Origin of the sequence: Microbacterium marmarense, assembly GCF_037204165.1 — a bacterium.
Lineage (GTDB): Bacteria > Actinomycetota > Actinomycetes > Actinomycetales > Microbacteriaceae > Microbacterium > Microbacterium marmarense.
Window position 1 is genome coordinate 1 of record NZ_JBBDGL010000004.1, and the last position, 15,634, is coordinate 15,634.

13 protein-coding genes are annotated in these 15,634 nt (G+C 63.0%); all 13 read right to left on the reverse strand.

Annotated features, from left to right (window positions below; genetic code table 11):
• Positions 1-289 precede the first annotated feature (289 nt).
• Entirely contained in the window at positions 290-1,117 is an 828-nt protein-coding gene (locus tag WDU96_RS11635) for a DUF4184 family protein (protein ID WP_337338689.1), read from the reverse strand.
• Positions 1,118-1,139: 22 nt separating this feature from the next.
• Positions 1,140-2,444: a tyrosine--tRNA ligase gene (gene tyrS, locus WDU96_RS11640; RefSeq protein ID WP_396668528.1), complete on the reverse strand. Its 1,305-nt coding sequence runs from the start codon at positions 2,442-2,444 to the stop codon at positions 1,140-1,142.
• A gap of 42 nt (positions 2,445-2,486) precedes the next feature.
• Positions 2,487-3,221: a hypothetical protein gene (locus WDU96_RS11645; RefSeq protein ID WP_337338691.1), complete on the reverse strand. Its 735-nt coding sequence runs from the start codon at positions 3,219-3,221 to the stop codon at positions 2,487-2,489.
• Positions 3,218-3,862 carry a SatD family protein gene (locus WDU96_RS11650; RefSeq protein ID WP_337338692.1) on the reverse strand — a complete coding sequence of 215 codons (645 nt, stop codon included), beginning with the start codon at positions 3,860-3,862 and terminating at the stop codon, positions 3,218-3,220. Before WDU96_RS11650 ends, WDU96_RS11645 begins: the two co-directional genes overlap by 4 nt.
• A 57-nt stretch (positions 3,863-3,919) precedes the next feature.
• Positions 3,920-5,350 carry an argininosuccinate lyase gene (argH, locus tag WDU96_RS11655; protein ID WP_337338693.1) on the reverse strand — a complete coding sequence of 477 codons (1,431 nt, stop codon included), beginning with the start codon at positions 5,348-5,350 and terminating at the stop codon, positions 3,920-3,922.
• Positions 5,351-5,398: 48 nt separating this feature from the next.
• On the reverse strand, positions 5,399-6,535 hold the full coding sequence (locus WDU96_RS11660; RefSeq protein WP_337338694.1) for a heparan-alpha-glucosaminide N-acetyltransferase domain-containing protein: 1,137 nt from the start codon (positions 6,533-6,535) through the stop codon (positions 5,399-5,401).
• A complete protein-coding gene (gene argF, locus WDU96_RS11665; RefSeq protein ID WP_337338695.1) occupies positions 6,514-7,437 on the reverse strand; it encodes an ornithine carbamoyltransferase in 924 nt (307 codons plus the stop codon). The genes WDU96_RS11660 and argF overlap by 22 nt, the downstream gene beginning before the upstream one ends.
• Complete coding sequence (locus WDU96_RS11670; RefSeq protein WP_337338696.1) at positions 7,434-8,648, reverse strand: acetylornithine transaminase; 1,215 nt, start codon at positions 8,646-8,648, stop codon at positions 7,434-7,436. Before WDU96_RS11670 ends, argF begins: the two co-directional genes overlap by 4 nt.
• A complete protein-coding gene (gene argB / locus WDU96_RS11675) occupies positions 8,645-9,544 on the reverse strand; it encodes an acetylglutamate kinase (protein ID WP_337338697.1) in 900 nt (299 codons plus the stop codon). Before argB ends, WDU96_RS11670 begins: the two co-directional genes overlap by 4 nt.
• Entirely contained in the window at positions 9,541-10,698 is a 1,158-nt protein-coding gene (argJ, locus tag WDU96_RS11680; protein ID WP_337338698.1) for a bifunctional glutamate N-acetyltransferase/amino-acid acetyltransferase ArgJ, read from the reverse strand. Before argJ ends, argB begins: the two co-directional genes overlap by 4 nt.
• The gene (gene argC / locus WDU96_RS11685; protein ID WP_337338699.1) at positions 10,695-11,747 is read right to left on the reverse strand and encodes an N-acetyl-gamma-glutamyl-phosphate reductase; all 1,053 of its coding nucleotides are present in this window, start codon (positions 11,745-11,747) and stop codon (positions 10,695-10,697) included. The genes argJ and argC overlap by 4 nt, the downstream gene beginning before the upstream one ends.
• A 314-nt stretch (positions 11,748-12,061) precedes the next feature.
• A complete protein-coding gene (gene pheT, locus WDU96_RS11690; RefSeq protein ID WP_337338700.1) occupies positions 12,062-14,590 on the reverse strand; it encodes a phenylalanine--tRNA ligase subunit beta in 2,529 nt (842 codons plus the stop codon).
• Complete coding sequence (gene pheS, locus WDU96_RS11695) at positions 14,590-15,630, reverse strand: phenylalanine--tRNA ligase subunit alpha (protein ID WP_337338701.1); 1,041 nt, start codon at positions 15,628-15,630, stop codon at positions 14,590-14,592. The genes pheT and pheS overlap by 1 nt, the downstream gene beginning before the upstream one ends.
• Positions 15,631-15,634: the final 4 nt, after the last annotated feature.

Below are 15,634 nucleotides of genomic sequence, written 5' to 3' on the forward strand. Positions count from 1 at the left end.
AATCTTATCCCCTTCGTTCCGTCTGTCAAATCGACGCGCCGAGCAAAACTCGGCGGCAATCAACGACCGCGGTCCACGAAGGGAAGACCACCATCTTAGACACAAAAACACCGAAGTGAAAGAGTTGAAGGAAGGAGGTTTGTTCTCCGCTTGAGGGGGCTGAGGCTCTCGGCCTCTGCTCTTCCCTGTGGGGCGAACAAGTAATAACTTACGCGGGGATTCTGCATCCGGCAAATCACAGCGACCCCCCGGGCGTGTCGCGCTTACTTTCCGCGGAAAGTCGCGGAGCTCAGCGCACTGCCCTCGATCGCCGCGCTTGGGTTTGGCGCCACACCTGAACCAAGACCGCGAGCACAAGCGTGCCCATCCCCCAGATTGCACATGCGGGAGGCAGAACCTGGTAGGCAAGATGCGCCACGGTGAATTCCGCCGTGAGTGGTCCCCACAGCTGCAGCCCGCCAAGCCACGCGACGAGCATCACTGCAGGTAGCGAAAGCCACCATGCCCAACGCATCCAGGGAGCCATCAGCGCAGGTGCGGATGACACGTCGGCGCGGCGCAACCAGAGCAGCATCCAAATCGCAATGACGATCAGGCCAACCAAGCTCGATCCGTGCTGCAACCACTTGTAGCCGAGAAGCGGCCCCCACTGCTCGTCAAGAGCGGGAATGGCGTTCACACCGCTGCGACCTTCGTGTGTGAAGAGATCCCACACAACGTGCGACAGCACGCCGAGGCCCAACGACACGGCGAGCATCAGCATGCCAACGCCAGACGTGCGACGCCGACCGTCGCGCACGGTCACAAAGAACGTCTCGCGTAGAGCCGCCAAAGCGCCGGCGTCCCACTGTGCGGGAAGCCTCACTGCCAGCCAACGGGGTGACAGTTCGCGTGCCGCGGGGCGCAGCGCGCAGCGCCAGACCAGCAGCAAGGCGAGCGCCAGCAACATAGTGGCCGGCAGCCACACGAGATCGTGAGTTCTGCCGTAATGCAGCGGGAACCCCCGCACGAACAACGGCAGATCTGGCGTCATCGCGCCGATGGCGATAGCCGCGGGCACGAGAGGCGTGCGCACGAAGGGCAACGCGACCACCGCGTGACTCGGCGTAAACGGCATCGCTAGAGGTCAGTGTCCACAGTCATCGCTCAATGAACACGCCAGCGAGCGTCTTCTTGCCGCGACGCAGCACAGAGACTCCCCCGGGCAGCGAACCCGTGACAACAGTCGACTCATCGGCGACTTTTACCCCGTCGAGCGAAACACCGCCCTGAGCGACTGCGCGTCGACCTTCTGAGATGCTCGCAACGAGACCCGTATCGACGAGGGCCTGCAGAATGCCGGTATCAACGGGAATCGTCGCGTTGGGCAGTTCTTCAAGAGCTGTCTGCAACGTTGCCGCATCGAGAGCCGCGAGATCGCCTTGACCGAAGAGCGCGTCGGATGCTGCAATGGCCGCCGAAGTTGCTTCCGGCCCGTGCACAAAGGCCGTCACCTCGAGCGCCAGTCGCTTTTGCGCGGCGCGACGGAATGGCTCGTTCTCGACGAGCTGTTCGTACTCTTCGATTTGAGCTCGCGTGAGAAAGGTGAAGACCTTCAGCCTCGAGATCACATCGGCGTCATCGGTGTTCAGCCAGAACTGGTACATGCGGTACGGACTGCACATTTCAGCATCCAGCCAAATGGCGTTGCCCTCGCTCTTGCCGAACTTTGTGCCATCGCTGTTAGTGATCAGCGGGGTCCCGATGGCGTGCGCAGACGCGCCTTCGACTCGATGGATGAGATCCGTGCCGCTGGTCAGGTTGCCCCACTGGTCGCTTCCGCCGGTCTGCATCACGCAGTCGTACTGGCGGTAGAGCTCGAGAAAGTCGAGACCCTGCAGAATCTGATAGCTGAACTCGGTGTAGCTGATGCCTGCTTCCGAGTTGAGGCGAGCGGCAACGGCGTCTTTTTTAAGCATCGTGCCAACCCGGTAGTGCTTGCCGATTTCACGCAAGAAATCGATGGCGCTCAGAGGTGCGGTCCAGTCAAGGTTGTTGACCATGCGGGCAGCGTTGTCGCCATCGAAGCTGAGAAAGCGTTCCACCTGTGCGCGCAGGTCACCGACCCATTTCGCCACTGTCTCGGGCGTGTTGAGGGTCCGCTCTGCCGAGGGCCGCGGGTCGCCGACGAGGCCGGTCGATCCGCCAACGAGGCCGAGCGGCTTGTGGCCGGCGAGTTGCAGCCGACGCAACAGCAACAGCTGCACGAGGTTTCCCAGGTGCAGGCTCGGCGCGGTCGGGTCGAACCCGCAGTAATACGTGATCGGATCCCCAGCCAGCAGCGTGCGCAACGCCTCTTGGTCGGTGGAGACGTGCACGAGACCACGCCATACGATCTCATCCCAGACGTTGTCGAATGATGAATCATTGGCGGGCACGGTCGTGCTCAGTGGGGCATTTGACACGCCTGCCAGGTTATCAGCGAGTGGATGCTGCATCCGCCGCCACTAGACGGGGGTGATACCGCTCGCCCACCACACCAGCGCGGCGCACGCAAGTGCGATGACCCAGCTGACGAGGCTGCCCACGAGAAAGTACTCGGCGCGGCCGCCGGTATCGGTGTCGCGGGAGATTTCAGGAAACCTTACGATTCCCTTCGCCGCGAGCACCGCGGCCAGCAGGGTGTAGGCGCCGGCCAGCGTCAGGGCGAACACCAGTATCCGCTCGAGCGGACCGATGAGTCGTCCGCCTTTCAAAGTCGGCGCTGCGGCTGCGGTCGCTGCGGGCTGGGTTGCTTCGCGGGGTGGGGCATCCTCACTGCGTAGCGCGGTACGCACGATGACGTTGCTCGATTCGAGCAAGAACACCCCGACTCCGACGACAAGCAACGCGAGGTCTACGCCGACGCCTTCGAATGCGCCGCTCGATATGAAAAGATCCGCGAAGTAACCGGCACCGATCCGAGGTGCGAACGCCGCGATTGCGCTTGAGCACAGCACGGCGAGTGCTGCAACGGGCCAGAAGCCGCCTCGACCGGTGCCATCGGCGGGCATCGTCAACAGCCACAGCGCGGCGACCGAGATCGCGACAAAGACGGCTACTCCACCGTCCACGCCGGCACCGAGAACGATCGTCAACAGCGCGAGCATGGCATAGCCGATCCAGCGCCTTTGGGCTGGAAAGAACTGCCGCACCAAGTCCGCGGCGCCCACCGCAATCAACGAGAGCGAAGCGACGATCACGACACTGATCCAGACAGAGCAAAAAAGCCCTCAACTACTGCGGCGGCACCTGCTGCCGTGAGCGCTTGCGATACGGCGGGCTGCGAAATGCCTTCAGCTCGGGCAAGCTCGCTTTGCGTTGCCTTGATGCATCGGCCATAGGTCAACCGACGGGCACGCTCACTCATTGATGAGACGATTTCGTCGCGGCTGAGCAGATAGGCGTTTGCCATTGCGGTCGAAGAGTGCACGCTTTCATGGTGCCCCTGGGCTGCGACAATCCATCCCCGGGCCGTCGGTGCGGTGCGCTGTTCGAGCGCGTGCACCTTGTCGATGGCCTCACGCGCTGCCCACCAGCCAGGACCATCAGGGAGTTTTCCGTTCGTGGACGCGACGGTTCCGACCTCGCCAATACCGATTCCGAAACGACACTGGATCATGCTTGGAAGAGCGAGCTGCAGCAACAGGATGCTGCTGAGCGCCTTTTCGACCGTGGGGAACAGCGCTTGCAGCTCATCGCCCACTGTGGGCCGCAGGGGCTGCGTGGCAACCGGATAGTCCTGCTCTACTTGTGCGATCGTTTCTTCGAGCGCACGTTGTGCAGCCTCCCGATCGACAAGGCGCCGCGAGCCCACAATGTCTGCGATCACTGCGACGCTCATATCGCGATCATACCCCTTATATTGCCAGAATATAAGTCAAATTCTTATTTGAGCAGGTTATAAGCCGAGCGAGTGAGCTGCCCGTTGTGCCCGCTGAACGAGCTCGTAGCGCTGTTCGGCAACCCGCACCGGCGCAGTGCCACCGACACCCGTTCGACTTGCGACCGATCCTTCGATGGTGAGCACTCCACGCACCGCGGGGGTCAAGTGCGACGAAACTCCGGCAAGCTGCTCATCGGTGACCTCGTGGAGTTCGATGTTGTTCTCTTCGCAGACGCGAACGAGGTGGCCCGAGATCTCATGCGCATCGCGGAAGGGAACCCCCTGCTTCACAAGCCACTCGGCCACGTCTGTCGCGAGCGAGAATCCTTGCGGCGCCAGTTCAGCCATGCGTGCGGTGTTGAAGCGGAGCGTGGCCACCATCCCTGCAAAGGCGGGCAGCACCGTTTCAAGCGTGCGAACCGAATCGAAGACCGGCTCTTTGTCTTCTTGCAGATCACGGTTGTAGGCGAGCGGCAGCGCTTTGAGCGTCGCGAGCAGACCGGTGAGGTTTCCGATCAGTCGACCCGCCTTTCCTCGCGCCAACTCGGCGATGTCTGGGTTCTTCTTCTGCGGCATGATGCTTGAGCCGGTGGAGTAGCCGTCGTCGAGCGTGACAAAGTCGAACTCACGCGTGTTCCACAGAATGATCTCTTCCGAGAATCGCGACAGGTCGATTCCGATCATGGCCGTGACGAAGGCAAACTCAGCCACCACATCGCGTGCCGCCGTGCCGTCGAGAGAATTCTCAGAGGGCCGGGCAAGTCCTAGTTCGGATGCGACGAGTTGCGGGTCAAGTCCCAGCGTCGATCCGGCGAGCGCGCCACCGCCATACGGTGACACGCTGGCGCGCACTGACCAGTCGACAAGCCGCTCAAGGTTGCGCACGAGAGGCCATGCATGGGCTTGTAGGTGATGAGCCAGAAGCACTGGCTGCGCGTGCTGCAGATGAGTGCGGCCGGGCATGATCGCCTCCGGGTGCGCCTCCGCCTGAGCGACAAGTGCGTCTATGAGGCGCAGAATCTCCCGCGCGATCGTGCGTGAATGGTCGATCAAGTACAACCGCACCAAGGTTGCGATCTGATCGTTCCGGCTGCGGCCTGCACGAAGCTTTCCGCCGACATCTGCACCGACAACGCTGATGAGCGCTTGCTCCAGCGCCCCGTGCACGTCTTCATCGGCCGGGGTCGGCAACAGTGAGCCGTCGGTGATGCCGGCGGCGAGAGTGTCGAGGCCGTCGTGCATCGTGCGTTCTTCGTCTTCGCTCAAGTAGCCTGCCGAAGCCAGCGCCTTGGCGTGGGCGTGAGAACCCGCAATGTCGTAGAGCGCTAGATCCCAGTCGAAGTGCGTCGAACGACTCAGCTCGGCCAGTTCAGGCGACGGTCCCGTCGCGAAACGGGCGCCCCAAAGTGCGCCCTCGTTTGTACCGTCACCCTTGTTGTCGCTCACGTGTCCAGCCTACGGGAGCACGTGCGTGGTGACCGCCGCGCGCACACCTCAGCGACTGCGCGCCGCGTCGTTTGGCGTCGAGGGAACGGCAAGCTTGGCCAAGCGGTCGAGCGCCCACTCCAGCGGGCCGCGGCCAACCAATAGAGCCCATGCCGTGCATCCCGCGATCGTTGCGAGGGTGAGCGGCACGAACGGCTCGAGTGCGCGGAACGCCGCCAGATCGCCAGGGCTGCCCAACAGCACGGTCGCTGCGATCGCCCACGCGACAATCTGCACGGTGTACGCCGTGAGCGGCATCGCTCCGAGCGCACGCAGCGGCAACACCACCCACGTGAGAACGGTGCGACAGGCGAGCAGACACAGCGCGATCACGAACATCGCGAAGCCACCCGAGCCCCATACCTCCAATAGGCCGGTCGAGTGCGCCTCGCCCGTCCACAACGCTTGCCAAAACGACGTCGGCAGACCGCTGACGCCTGAAATGGCGTCAAGCGCCGCAGCCACGACGGCCAACGCGGCGCCCACCACCAGCATCCACCCCTGAACCTTCAAGCGCGTGATGCCCGCTCGCGCCACAGCCATACCAGCCGCAACGAACGCGATCCAAGTGGTGAAGGGATAGTGCCAACCGATGGCGAGCGAGAGATCGTTGCCAATGGGGGTTGTCCAGATCGGCAGCGCATCGAGCACAACCTGAACGAACGGCATCACTGCGGCCAACACGAGAGCGACGAACAGAAGTGAGCGTGCGCGCAGCGGAACGAGCATGGTTGCAAGCAAGAAGAGAAGTGCGTACGCGGGAAGGATCACATAGACCGGCACTCCCGTGAAGATCAGCGCCAAGCCCAGGAGCCAGAGCGCGAAGGCTCGGGTACCGAGACGCAGCTGCGCCCGTTGTCGAGCCTCGCCGACGAGCGGCACGCGCGCGCCGGTTACCAGCGCGATCGATATACCAGCGAGCGTCGCAAAAAGGATCGATGAACGACCTTCGACGATTGCGATCCAGCTGAAGGGGTCAGTCAGGGTGAGGGGTTCGCGAATCCACAATAGATGGGCCGCCAGCATGCCGAGAATCGCCAAGCCGCGAGCCAGATCGACACCAGCAATGCGGCTCGGACCGTTGAGCCGCATCCAACGGCTCTCAAGCCACCCTGGCCGGGCAATCACTTCTGGCGCAACAGCCAAACGAGCAGTGCCTTCTGTGCGTGCAGACGGTTCTCTGCTTCGTCCCAGACGACGCTCTGCGGACCGTCGATGACTTCGGCATCGACCTCATAGCCGCGATCAGCCGGGAGACAGTGAATGAAGATCGCGTCGTCTTTTGCCAGCGTCATCGTCTCCCCCGTTACCTTGTAGGCGCCAAGGTCACGAAGTCGCGACAGCTTCTCTTCTTCTTTGCCCATCGATACCCACGTATCGGTCACGATGACGTCCGCTCCCGCCGCGGCTTCATTCGCGTCGGTGTACAGAGTCACCGAGCCACCGGTCGTGACCGCGAGACGATCGGCGTCAGCAATCACATCCGCACGCGGCGAGTACGACTCCGGCGATGTGACGCGCACATGCATACCCGCCGTGACGCAAGCCAGAATGTACGAGTGCGCCATGTTCGATTTGCCGTCACCGAAGAAGGTGAGCGTCAGGCCTTGCAGGTCACCCTTGTGCTCGCGGATGGTGAGCAGGTCAGCCAGCAGCTGACAAGGGTGAAAGTCGTCGCTCAGCGCATTGACAACGGGAACTGTCGTGCCCTGTGCCATCTGCTCTAGGCCCGCCTGGGCGTAGGTGCGCCACACGATTGCCGCGACCTGACGTTCAAGCACCCGCGCGGTATCGGCCGGTGTCTCTTTACCGCCGAGCTGGCTGTTGGCTGTCGAGATGATCAGAGGCGATCCGCCAAGGTCGGCGATTCCCACCGCGAACGAAACCCTTGTGCGGGTCGATGACTTGTCAAAGATCACCGCGACAGTCTGTGGGCCTTCGAGGGCCTTGACGGCGAAGCGATCCTTCTTCAACTCGATCGCGAGATCGAGGATCTCGGACTGCTCTGCCGTGGTCAGATCGTCGTCACGCAACAGGTGGCGGGTCATGCGGTGTCCTCCGTCGGGGTGTCAATCAGCAGCGCGTGTTCAACCGTGCGCAGTGACGCCGTGAATAGCTCAATGAATTCGTCGATCTCGACGTCACCGATGGTGAGTGCGGGCACGAGCCGAATAGTCTCGTCGTTGGGAGCGTTGATGATAAGCCCGTGCACTTGGGCAGCTTCAACCAACGCCTTGGCGACAGGCTGCGCGAGCGCGATGCCCACGAGCAGTCCGCGCCCTCGACAACCTGCAATCAGCTCGGAGTCGATCGCGTCGATCGCAGCACGCAGCTGTGCACCTCGCTCCGCCGCATTACTCACCAGTTCGGCATCTTCGATCTCGCCCAGCACCGCGTCGGCGACAGCCGTGCCAAGCGCATTTCCACCGAACGTCGAACCGTGTGTGCCGGGGTAGAAGAGGTCACTCGCCGTGGGGAAAGTGATGAGCGCCCCGATGGGGAAGCCACCGCCGATCCCTTTCGCGACGGTGATCGCATCGGGAGTGATGCTGTCGTGCTGAAATGCAAACCACTCGCCCGTTCGCCCAGCGCCAGTCTGAATCTCATCGATGATCAGGAGCGCGCCATGCTGCTCTGTGAGCGCGCGGGCAGCCGCAAGGAAACCCTCGGGAAGATCTATCACCCCGGCTTCACCCTTGATCGGCTCAACGAAGACGGCAGCGACGCGATCGTCAAGAGCCGACTCGAGCGCTGCAACGGTCGTGTCGATGAACTCCACCCCCGGCGCCATCGGCAGGAAGGGCTCCTGCATTGCTGGCTTACCGGTCAACGCGAGTGTGCCCATCGTGCGCCCGTGGAATGCGTTGGTGAACGCCAGAATGCGCGGGCGATCGGCGCCACCGTGCAACCGTGCCAACTTGAAGGCAGCCTCGTTCGCTTCGGCTCCCGAGTTTGCGAAATAGACACGACCGTCATCACCCGTACCGGCGAGGCGCTTGAGCGTGGCGGCGAGGGCGAGTTGCGGTTCAGTCGCGAAGTAATTCGAGACGTGAGCGAGGGTAGCCGCCTGCTCGGTGATCGCGTTCACGAAGACCGGGTGTGCGTGACCGAGCGAGTTCACCGCGATACCGGCGAGAAAGTCGAGATACTGCTTGCCTTGGTCATCCCAGAGGTAGGCGCCCTGACCGCGTGTGAACATGGCCATTCGCGGGCCGAAGCTTCGAACGAGATCGCGTCCCGCGTCATCTTGCCAGCTCATCCGGCTACCACCTCAGTTCCGATTCCTTTGCTGGTGAAGATCTCCACCAGTACCGAATGGGGAACACGACCATCAATGATCGCGGCTTTCTCCACTCCCCCTTCGACCGCTTGCAAGCATGCCGCCATCTTCGGAATCATGCCCGACTCCAGCGAGGGCAACAGTGCGTGCAATTCGCTGGAGGTGAGGTGCGACACCAGCGAGTCACGATTCGGCCAGTCTGCGTACAGGCCGGCGACGTCGGTCAACACGACCAGCTTGACAGCGCCCAGAGCGACGGCGAGAGCGGATGCTGCCGCGTCGGCGTTCACGTTGAGCGAGTGCCCGGGGTGGTCGAGATCAGGTGCGATGCTCGAAATAACCGGAATCCGACCGGCTGCCAGCTGGTCGAGCACCTGCTGTGGGTCGACTTCGACGACATCGCCGACACGGCCAAGGTCGTGCTCGATGCCGTCGATCGTGACGCCACGCTGACGCCCCCCGAACAGACCGGCATCCTCACCGCTGAGTCCGGTAGCCACCGGGCCGTGCGCGTTGATCTTGCTGACCAACTGGGGATTGATCTGCCCGGTCAGCACCATTCGAACGACCGTGATCGCCTCAGTGCTCGTTACGCGGTAGCCACCCTTGAACTCGCTCGGAATAGCCAGGCGATCAAGCATTGAAGAGATCTGCGGCCCGCCACCGTGAACGACAACCGGCTTCACACCGACGTATCGCAGATAGGCGATGTCGGCGGCGAAAGCATCTTGCAGCTCCTCGCTCACCATCGCGTTGCCGCCGTACTTGATCACGATGATCTGGTCGCTGTAGCGGCGCAGCCAGGGCAGCGATTCGATCATCGTGACGGCCTTATTGCTCGCCTCAGCGGGATCGGTGTCTTGAATATCAGTCATGAGGAATATGCACTGTTCTCGTGAACGTAGTCGTGAGTGAGGTCGTTGGTGAGAATGGTGGCGGTCGAGCTGCCCTCCTTGAGGTCGATGACAAGGTGGGTGGCGCGCGGAGTGAGGTCGACGTCTTCGCGCGGTCGGTCAGGGCCACCAGCCGTGCATACGCGAACGCCATTCATCCATACATCGACGTCATAGGGGTCGAAGGCAGCATCGGTGGTCCCAATGGCCGCCAGCACACGGCCCCAGTTGGCGTCGTTTCCGAAGATCGCAGCCTTGAACAGGTTGTTTCGGGCGACCGAGCGGCCGACTTCAACGGCATCCTGCTCGGACGCGGCATTGACAACCTCGATGGTGATGTCGTGGCTGGCGCCCTCGGCATCGCCCTGCAGCTGACGCGAGAGCTCGAGGCAGACCTCAGCGAGCGCTGAACCAAATTCCGATGCAGACGGCGTGATGCCACTGGCGCCACTGACCATGAGCGTGACCTGGTCGTTGGTCGACATGCAGCCGTCGGAGTCCAACCGATCAAAACTCACTCGTGTCGCGTCGCGAAGATGCGCGTCGGCCTGGGAAGCGTCAAGCACCGCGTCTGTCGTGATGACGACGAGCATCGTGGCGAGCCCAGGCGCCAGCATCCCCGCACCTTTTGCCATTCCGCCGATCGACCAGCCGTCGCGAGTAACCACTGACCTCTTCGCCTTGGAGTCGGTCGTCATGATCGCCTCAGACGCCTGCACTCCCCCGTCAACGCTCAACGACGCCGCGGACTGCGAGACACCCTCGAGTACCCGCGAACGGAACAGTTCGTCGCCGGTGCCGATCAGACCCGTGGAACAGACGAGAACATCCCCCGCGCTGACGCCGAGTTCGGTGGCGACTTTTTCCGCCGTCTGATGCGTCGTCTGGAATCCGAAAGAGCCGGTAAAGCAGTTCGCACCGCCGGAATTGAGGATAATCGCCTCGACGACGCCATCCTGAATCACCTGCTCCGACCACATGATCGGGTTCGCTTTGGCGCGGTTGCTCGTGAACACAGCCGCGCCCACCTTCAGTGGGCCGCGGTTGACGACCATGGCGACATCGGGTTCTCCGCTGGATTTCAGTCCGACAGCAACCCCGGCTGCTTCGAAACCTGCTGGTGCGGTGACGCTCACGGCGCGACTCCGTTCATCGAGAGCGCTGTTGCTTCACTGAGCCCCAGCGCGATGTTCATGGATTGGACTGCTGCTCCGGCTGTCCCTTTGACGAGATTGTCGACCGCGGTGACCACGACAACACGGTTCGCGTCTCGATCGATTGCCAACCCGATCAACGCGGTGTTCGCACCGATGACATCCGCCGTCCGAGGGAATTGCCCCTCGGGCAGCAACTGCACGAACGCCTCATCGGCATATGCTGCTTCCCACGCCTGGCGAATGTCATCATCGCTCACGCCATGCGCGATCGGTGCCGTCGATGTCGCGAGAATGCCACGGGCCATGGGCACGAGCACGGGGGTGAAGGAGATTCGAATGCTCGTTGACTCCTGACCGGATGCGGCGGCGAGCGCTTGCTGGATCTCCGGGATATGGCGGTGGGTTCCGCCTACGGCGTAGGGGGTTGCCGAGCCGAGAATCTCACTCGCCAGCAGGTTGGCTTTTAGAGCCTTGCCCGCCCCTGAAGGACCTACCGCAAGCACGGTGACAATGTCAGCCGAGTCGATCACACCCGCTGCGACCCCAGGCGCGAGACTCAGGCTCACGGTGGAGGCGTTGCAGCCTGGCGCGGCGATGCGAGCCGCTCCAACCAGCCGTTCGCGTTGCTTCACGCCGTTTACCAGAAGTTCTGGCACGGCATAACTCCATGGTTCATGGAACTCGCCCCCGTAGAACCTGTTCCACGCAGCCGCCGACTCGAGGCGATGGTCTGCGCCTGCATCGATGACGAGCGGAGTCGCGCCGAGTGCATCGGTGTACTGGCCGGACTGGCCGTGCGGCAACGCAAGAAACACGATGTCGTGACCTGAGAGCACCTCAGGGGTGGTCTCGCTCAGTGTGAGATGCGCGAGCGAGCGCAGGTGCGGCTGATGCGCGATCAGCGGCTGTCCTGCGTTGGAGTGCGCGGTCACGGTGCGGATCTCAACATCGGGATGCGCGGCGAGTATCCGTAGGATCTCACCGCCCGCATAGCCGGACGCACCGGAGACGGCGACCGAATATGTCATGGATTCCACCTTAGGGTCTGGTTGGCCCTTGGCTGGCTCGCAAGTCCGCTCAAGGGCCCGCAAATGGGCCAGAGACGGCGACACTCACTCGTTCGGCGCGGGAGGGGAAGGCTCGTTCCACGCGGGAACTGAAGGCGAGGTCGCCTAAAGTCGGCGGTTGCGGCGTCGGCGTGCGGGGGCGACGCGCAGAGCACGCGTCGAGAGGCGCAGCGGGGCCGAGGGCATGCGCCGACCATAGCCGCGATCTCTCCACAACCGCAAATCAGCGAACGATCCGCACGCCGGGGGTGCGGATCGTTCACCCTTCGCTGGTGCTACTCGCGAAGCGTCGCCCCGAACCGCTCGGCGGCGGCCGCGACACCGGCAAGTTTTGCTTCGGTCGCATCGGCCGCTGTGAGCGTGCGATCGCTCGCGCGAAAGCGCAACGCAAACGTCAGGCTCTTGGCACCCTCAGCCACGCCCTGACCGCGATAGTCATCAACCAGGCGAATTGCCTCGAGCAACTCCCCTGCGCCGTCTGTGAAGGCTGCGCGCACCTCGGCTGCCGGAACACCCGAGTCGACGACCAGCGAAACGTCTTGGGTTGCAGCGGGAAAACCAGACAGCGACCCGGCGACAACCTTCTCGCCAGCCAGCGAAATCACCAGATCAAGATCGAGCTCCGCCACGACCACGCGACCGGGCAGGTCTGCCGCCTCTGATACCGCCGGAAGCAGCTCGCCGATGTAGCCGACTTCGCGACCTTCTACAGTGAGCGTGCCCGCGCGGCCGGGATGCAGCGCCGCGCGCTGCGTCTGCGTGACCTCGATGCTCACCCCTGCCGCCGAGGCGATCGTGTGCACCGCGTCGAGAGCATGGCTGAGGTCAGCGCCGACGGCGGGCTGTCCGGGCTGCTTGGCCACGATGTTTCCCGTGAGCAGCACCGCGACAAAACGAGGCTGCGGCGGGATCGACTCGTCGAGCTCGGCAAGCGTCGACGCAGAGGGCCTCACAGCGAGCGGCGGAATAAAGGCAGTGCCGTACTGCACTCCCTCTTTCGGCAAGAAGACCGAGCCGGACTCAAACAGAGCGAGGTCGGTGAATCCACGTGACAAGTTGCGGTGAGCAATCTGCAACAGCCCCGGAATCAGCGAACGACGCAAGAAGGGCGCCTGCCCGTCAAGCGGATTGGCGAGCTTCATGCTCGGCACTGATCCGCCCGAGGCGGAGCCGTGCAGGTTGTTCTGCTCGGCTGTTGTGAAGCCGAATGACGGCGTTTCGACGAACCCCGCAGCGGCGAGCGCGTTGGACGCGCGACGGCGACCCTGCTGAGCAGGGGTGAATCCCCGTCCCGATGGCGGAACCGGCAATACCGAGGGAATGCGGTCGTAGCCCTGAATCCGCGCGACCTCCTCAGCGAGTGTCCACTTGTCTGTGAGGTCGGGGCGCCACGTCGGCGTCAGCACACTCCACCCAGCATCCACACCCGCCACCTCAGCGCCGATCAGCGCGAGCGAAGTAGCAACCTGCTCATCGGTGTAGTCGACTCCGATGAGTCCGTTCACGAACAGCCGCGGCAACGCGATGCGGGTGCGCGTGATGTCGTTGCCGAGCGAGCCCCCGAAATTCTCATCAAGCGTTCCGCCGGCGTACTGGACCATCAGGTCTGCAACACGACGTGCAGCCACGGCTGCTACCGCGGGGTCCACGCCTCGTTCAAAACGTCGCGATGCTTCCGATGGAAGCTTGTGGCGACGGGCGCTGCGAGCAATCGTGACGGTGTCGAACGTCGCTGCCTCGATCAGCACGTTGCGCGTCGATGCCGACATTTCAGTGCGACCGCCACCCATGACTCCCGCAAGACCGATGACCCCGGAGTCATCCGTGATCAGCAGGTCTTCGGGGTCGAGTGTGCGCAGCTTGCCGTCGAGCGTTTCCAGCGTCTCTCCCGCGTTCGCGCGACGGACAACGATGCCGCCCTGCAGTGTGTCGAGGTCATAGCCGTGAATCGGCTGGCCCAGCTCGATCATCACGTAGTTCGTGATGTCAATGAGAATTCCGAGTGAGCGAATACCCGCAAGGGTCAGCCGAGCAATCATCCAGGCCGGCGTCGGCTTTGTCGGGTCGACATCACGCACAACACGTGCGATGAACTCGGAAGCACCCACGCGGCCACGGATGGGGGCTTCATCGTTCACGGCGATGGAGAAACCCGTTCCCGCAGCGAGTTCGGCTTCGGCGCGAAGGCCCGGATCGCGAAAAGCGGCACCCGTGGCGTGGGAGTACTCTCGCGCAATGCCTCGCACCGACAGCGCGTAGCCACGGTCGGGCGTGACATTCACATCGACCGCGACGTCGTCAAGCCCGAGAAGGGCGATCGCGTCGGTTCCCGCGGGAGCATCGATCCCAAGTTCGACCAACCGCAGAATGCCGTCGTGTTCGTCGCCGAGGCCGAGCTCGCGAGCAGACGCAATCATGCCGTCAGATATGTGCCCGTAGGTCTTGCGAGCGGCGATGGGGAACGGGCCAGGCAGCACCGACCCAGGCAGGGTGACAACAACCTTGTCGCCGGGGAAGAAGTTGCCGGCGCCGCACACGATGCCGTGCACTGCTTCGCCACCATCTGCTGCGTTCTCACCCTCGGGGGCGACGCGCACCTGGCACCAGCGGATGGTCTTGCCGTTCTTCTGCGGCTCTTCGACGAACTCGAGCACCTCGCCCACCACGATGGGACCGTGAAGCTCGAAACGAAAGACGTCTTCTTCTTCGAAGCCGACGGACACCAAGGCAGCAAGGACGTCCTCGGGCGTAGCCTCGGGCGCAACATCGACGTATTCACGAAGCCATGAGAGCGGAACGCGCATCAGACCACCATCCCGAACTGCTCGCTGAAGCGAACGTCGCCCTCTGCCATGTCTCTCATATCTTTCACGTCGCTGCGGAACATCAAGGTCCGCTCAATCCCCATGCCGAAGGCGAAGCCCGAGTACTCCTCTGGATCGATGCCTGCCGCACGCAGCACGTTGGGGTTCACCATGCCGCAACCGCCCCACTCGATCCAGCGGGCACCCCCTTTGAAGGTGGGGTGCCATAGGTCTAGTTCCGCCGAAGGCTCGGTGAACGGAAAGAAGTTTGCGCGGAAGCGTGTCTTCGCTTCAGCGCCGAACAGCGCCTTGGCGATGTGGTCAAGAGTCCCCTTGAGGTGAGCCATCGTGATGTTCTTGTCGATCACGAGGCCCTCGAACTGGCTGAAGACCGGCAGGTGCGTGGCGTCGAACTCATCGGTGCGGTACGCGCGGCCGGGGCACACCACATAGATTGGCAGCTCACGCTCAAGCATCGAGCGCACCTGCACGGGGCTGGTGTGAGTGCGCATCACCAGGTGACGCGCCACCGGGTCAACGAAGAACGTGTCCTGCATCTGACGCGCGGGGTGATCTTCATCGAAATTCAGCGCATCGAAGTTGTACCACTCGTGTTCGAGTTCGGGGCCTTCGGCAATCTCCCACCCCATGCCGACGAAAATATCGCCGATCTGTTCCTGCAAGAGAGTCAGCGGATGCCGCGCACCAACCCGGCTTCGAGCGGCGAGGGCGGTGATGTCGATTCGCTCGGCCTCGAGTTTCGCGGCGGTCTCAGCCTCAGCGATCTCAGCTTCTCGAGCCGCGAACGCTTGATTCACGCGACCACGGGCTTGACCGACGAGCTTGCCGAATTCAGCCTTTTTCTCATTGGGCACGTTGCGCAATTGGGCATTGAGTAGCGCGAGCGGCGATCCGTCGGCGCTGTGGGCAGCGCGGGCGGTCTTCAATGCGGAGGAATCGGATGCTGCGGTGATCGCTGCCAGTGCAGCATCCACCGCTTCGGCAACCGCTTCGGGAGTGATTTCGGGAACGTCAGACACGAGA

What these genes read in the sequence shown, in the direction of transcription:
- WDU96_RS11635 (WP_337338689.1), bottom strand. Translation starts at nt 1,117, where the DNA reads ATGCCGTTTACGCCGAGTCACGCGGTGGTCGCGTTGCCCTTCGTGCGC.
- WDU96_RS11650 (WP_337338692.1), bottom strand. Translation starts at nt 3,862, where the DNA reads ATGAGCGTCGCAGTGATCGCAGACATTGTGGGCTCGCGGCGCCTTGTC.
- argF (WP_337338695.1), bottom strand. Translation starts at nt 7,437, where the DNA reads ATGACCCGCCACCTGTTGCGTGACGACGATCTGACCACGGCAGAGCAG.
- WDU96_RS11670 (WP_337338696.1), bottom strand. Translation starts at nt 8,648, where the DNA reads ATGAGCTGGCAAGATGACGCGGGACGCGATCTCGTTCGAAGCTTCGGC.
- argB (WP_337338697.1), bottom strand. Translation starts at nt 9,544, where the DNA reads ATGACTGATATTCAAGACACCGATCCCGCTGAGGCGAGCAATAAGGCC.
- argC (WP_337338699.1), bottom strand. Translation starts at nt 11,747, where the DNA reads ATGACATATTCGGTCGCCGTCTCCGGTGCGTCCGGCTATGCGGGCGGT.
- pheT (WP_337338700.1), bottom strand. Translation starts at nt 14,590, where the DNA reads ATGCGCGTTCCGCTCTCATGGCTTCGTGAATACGTCGATGTTGCGCCC.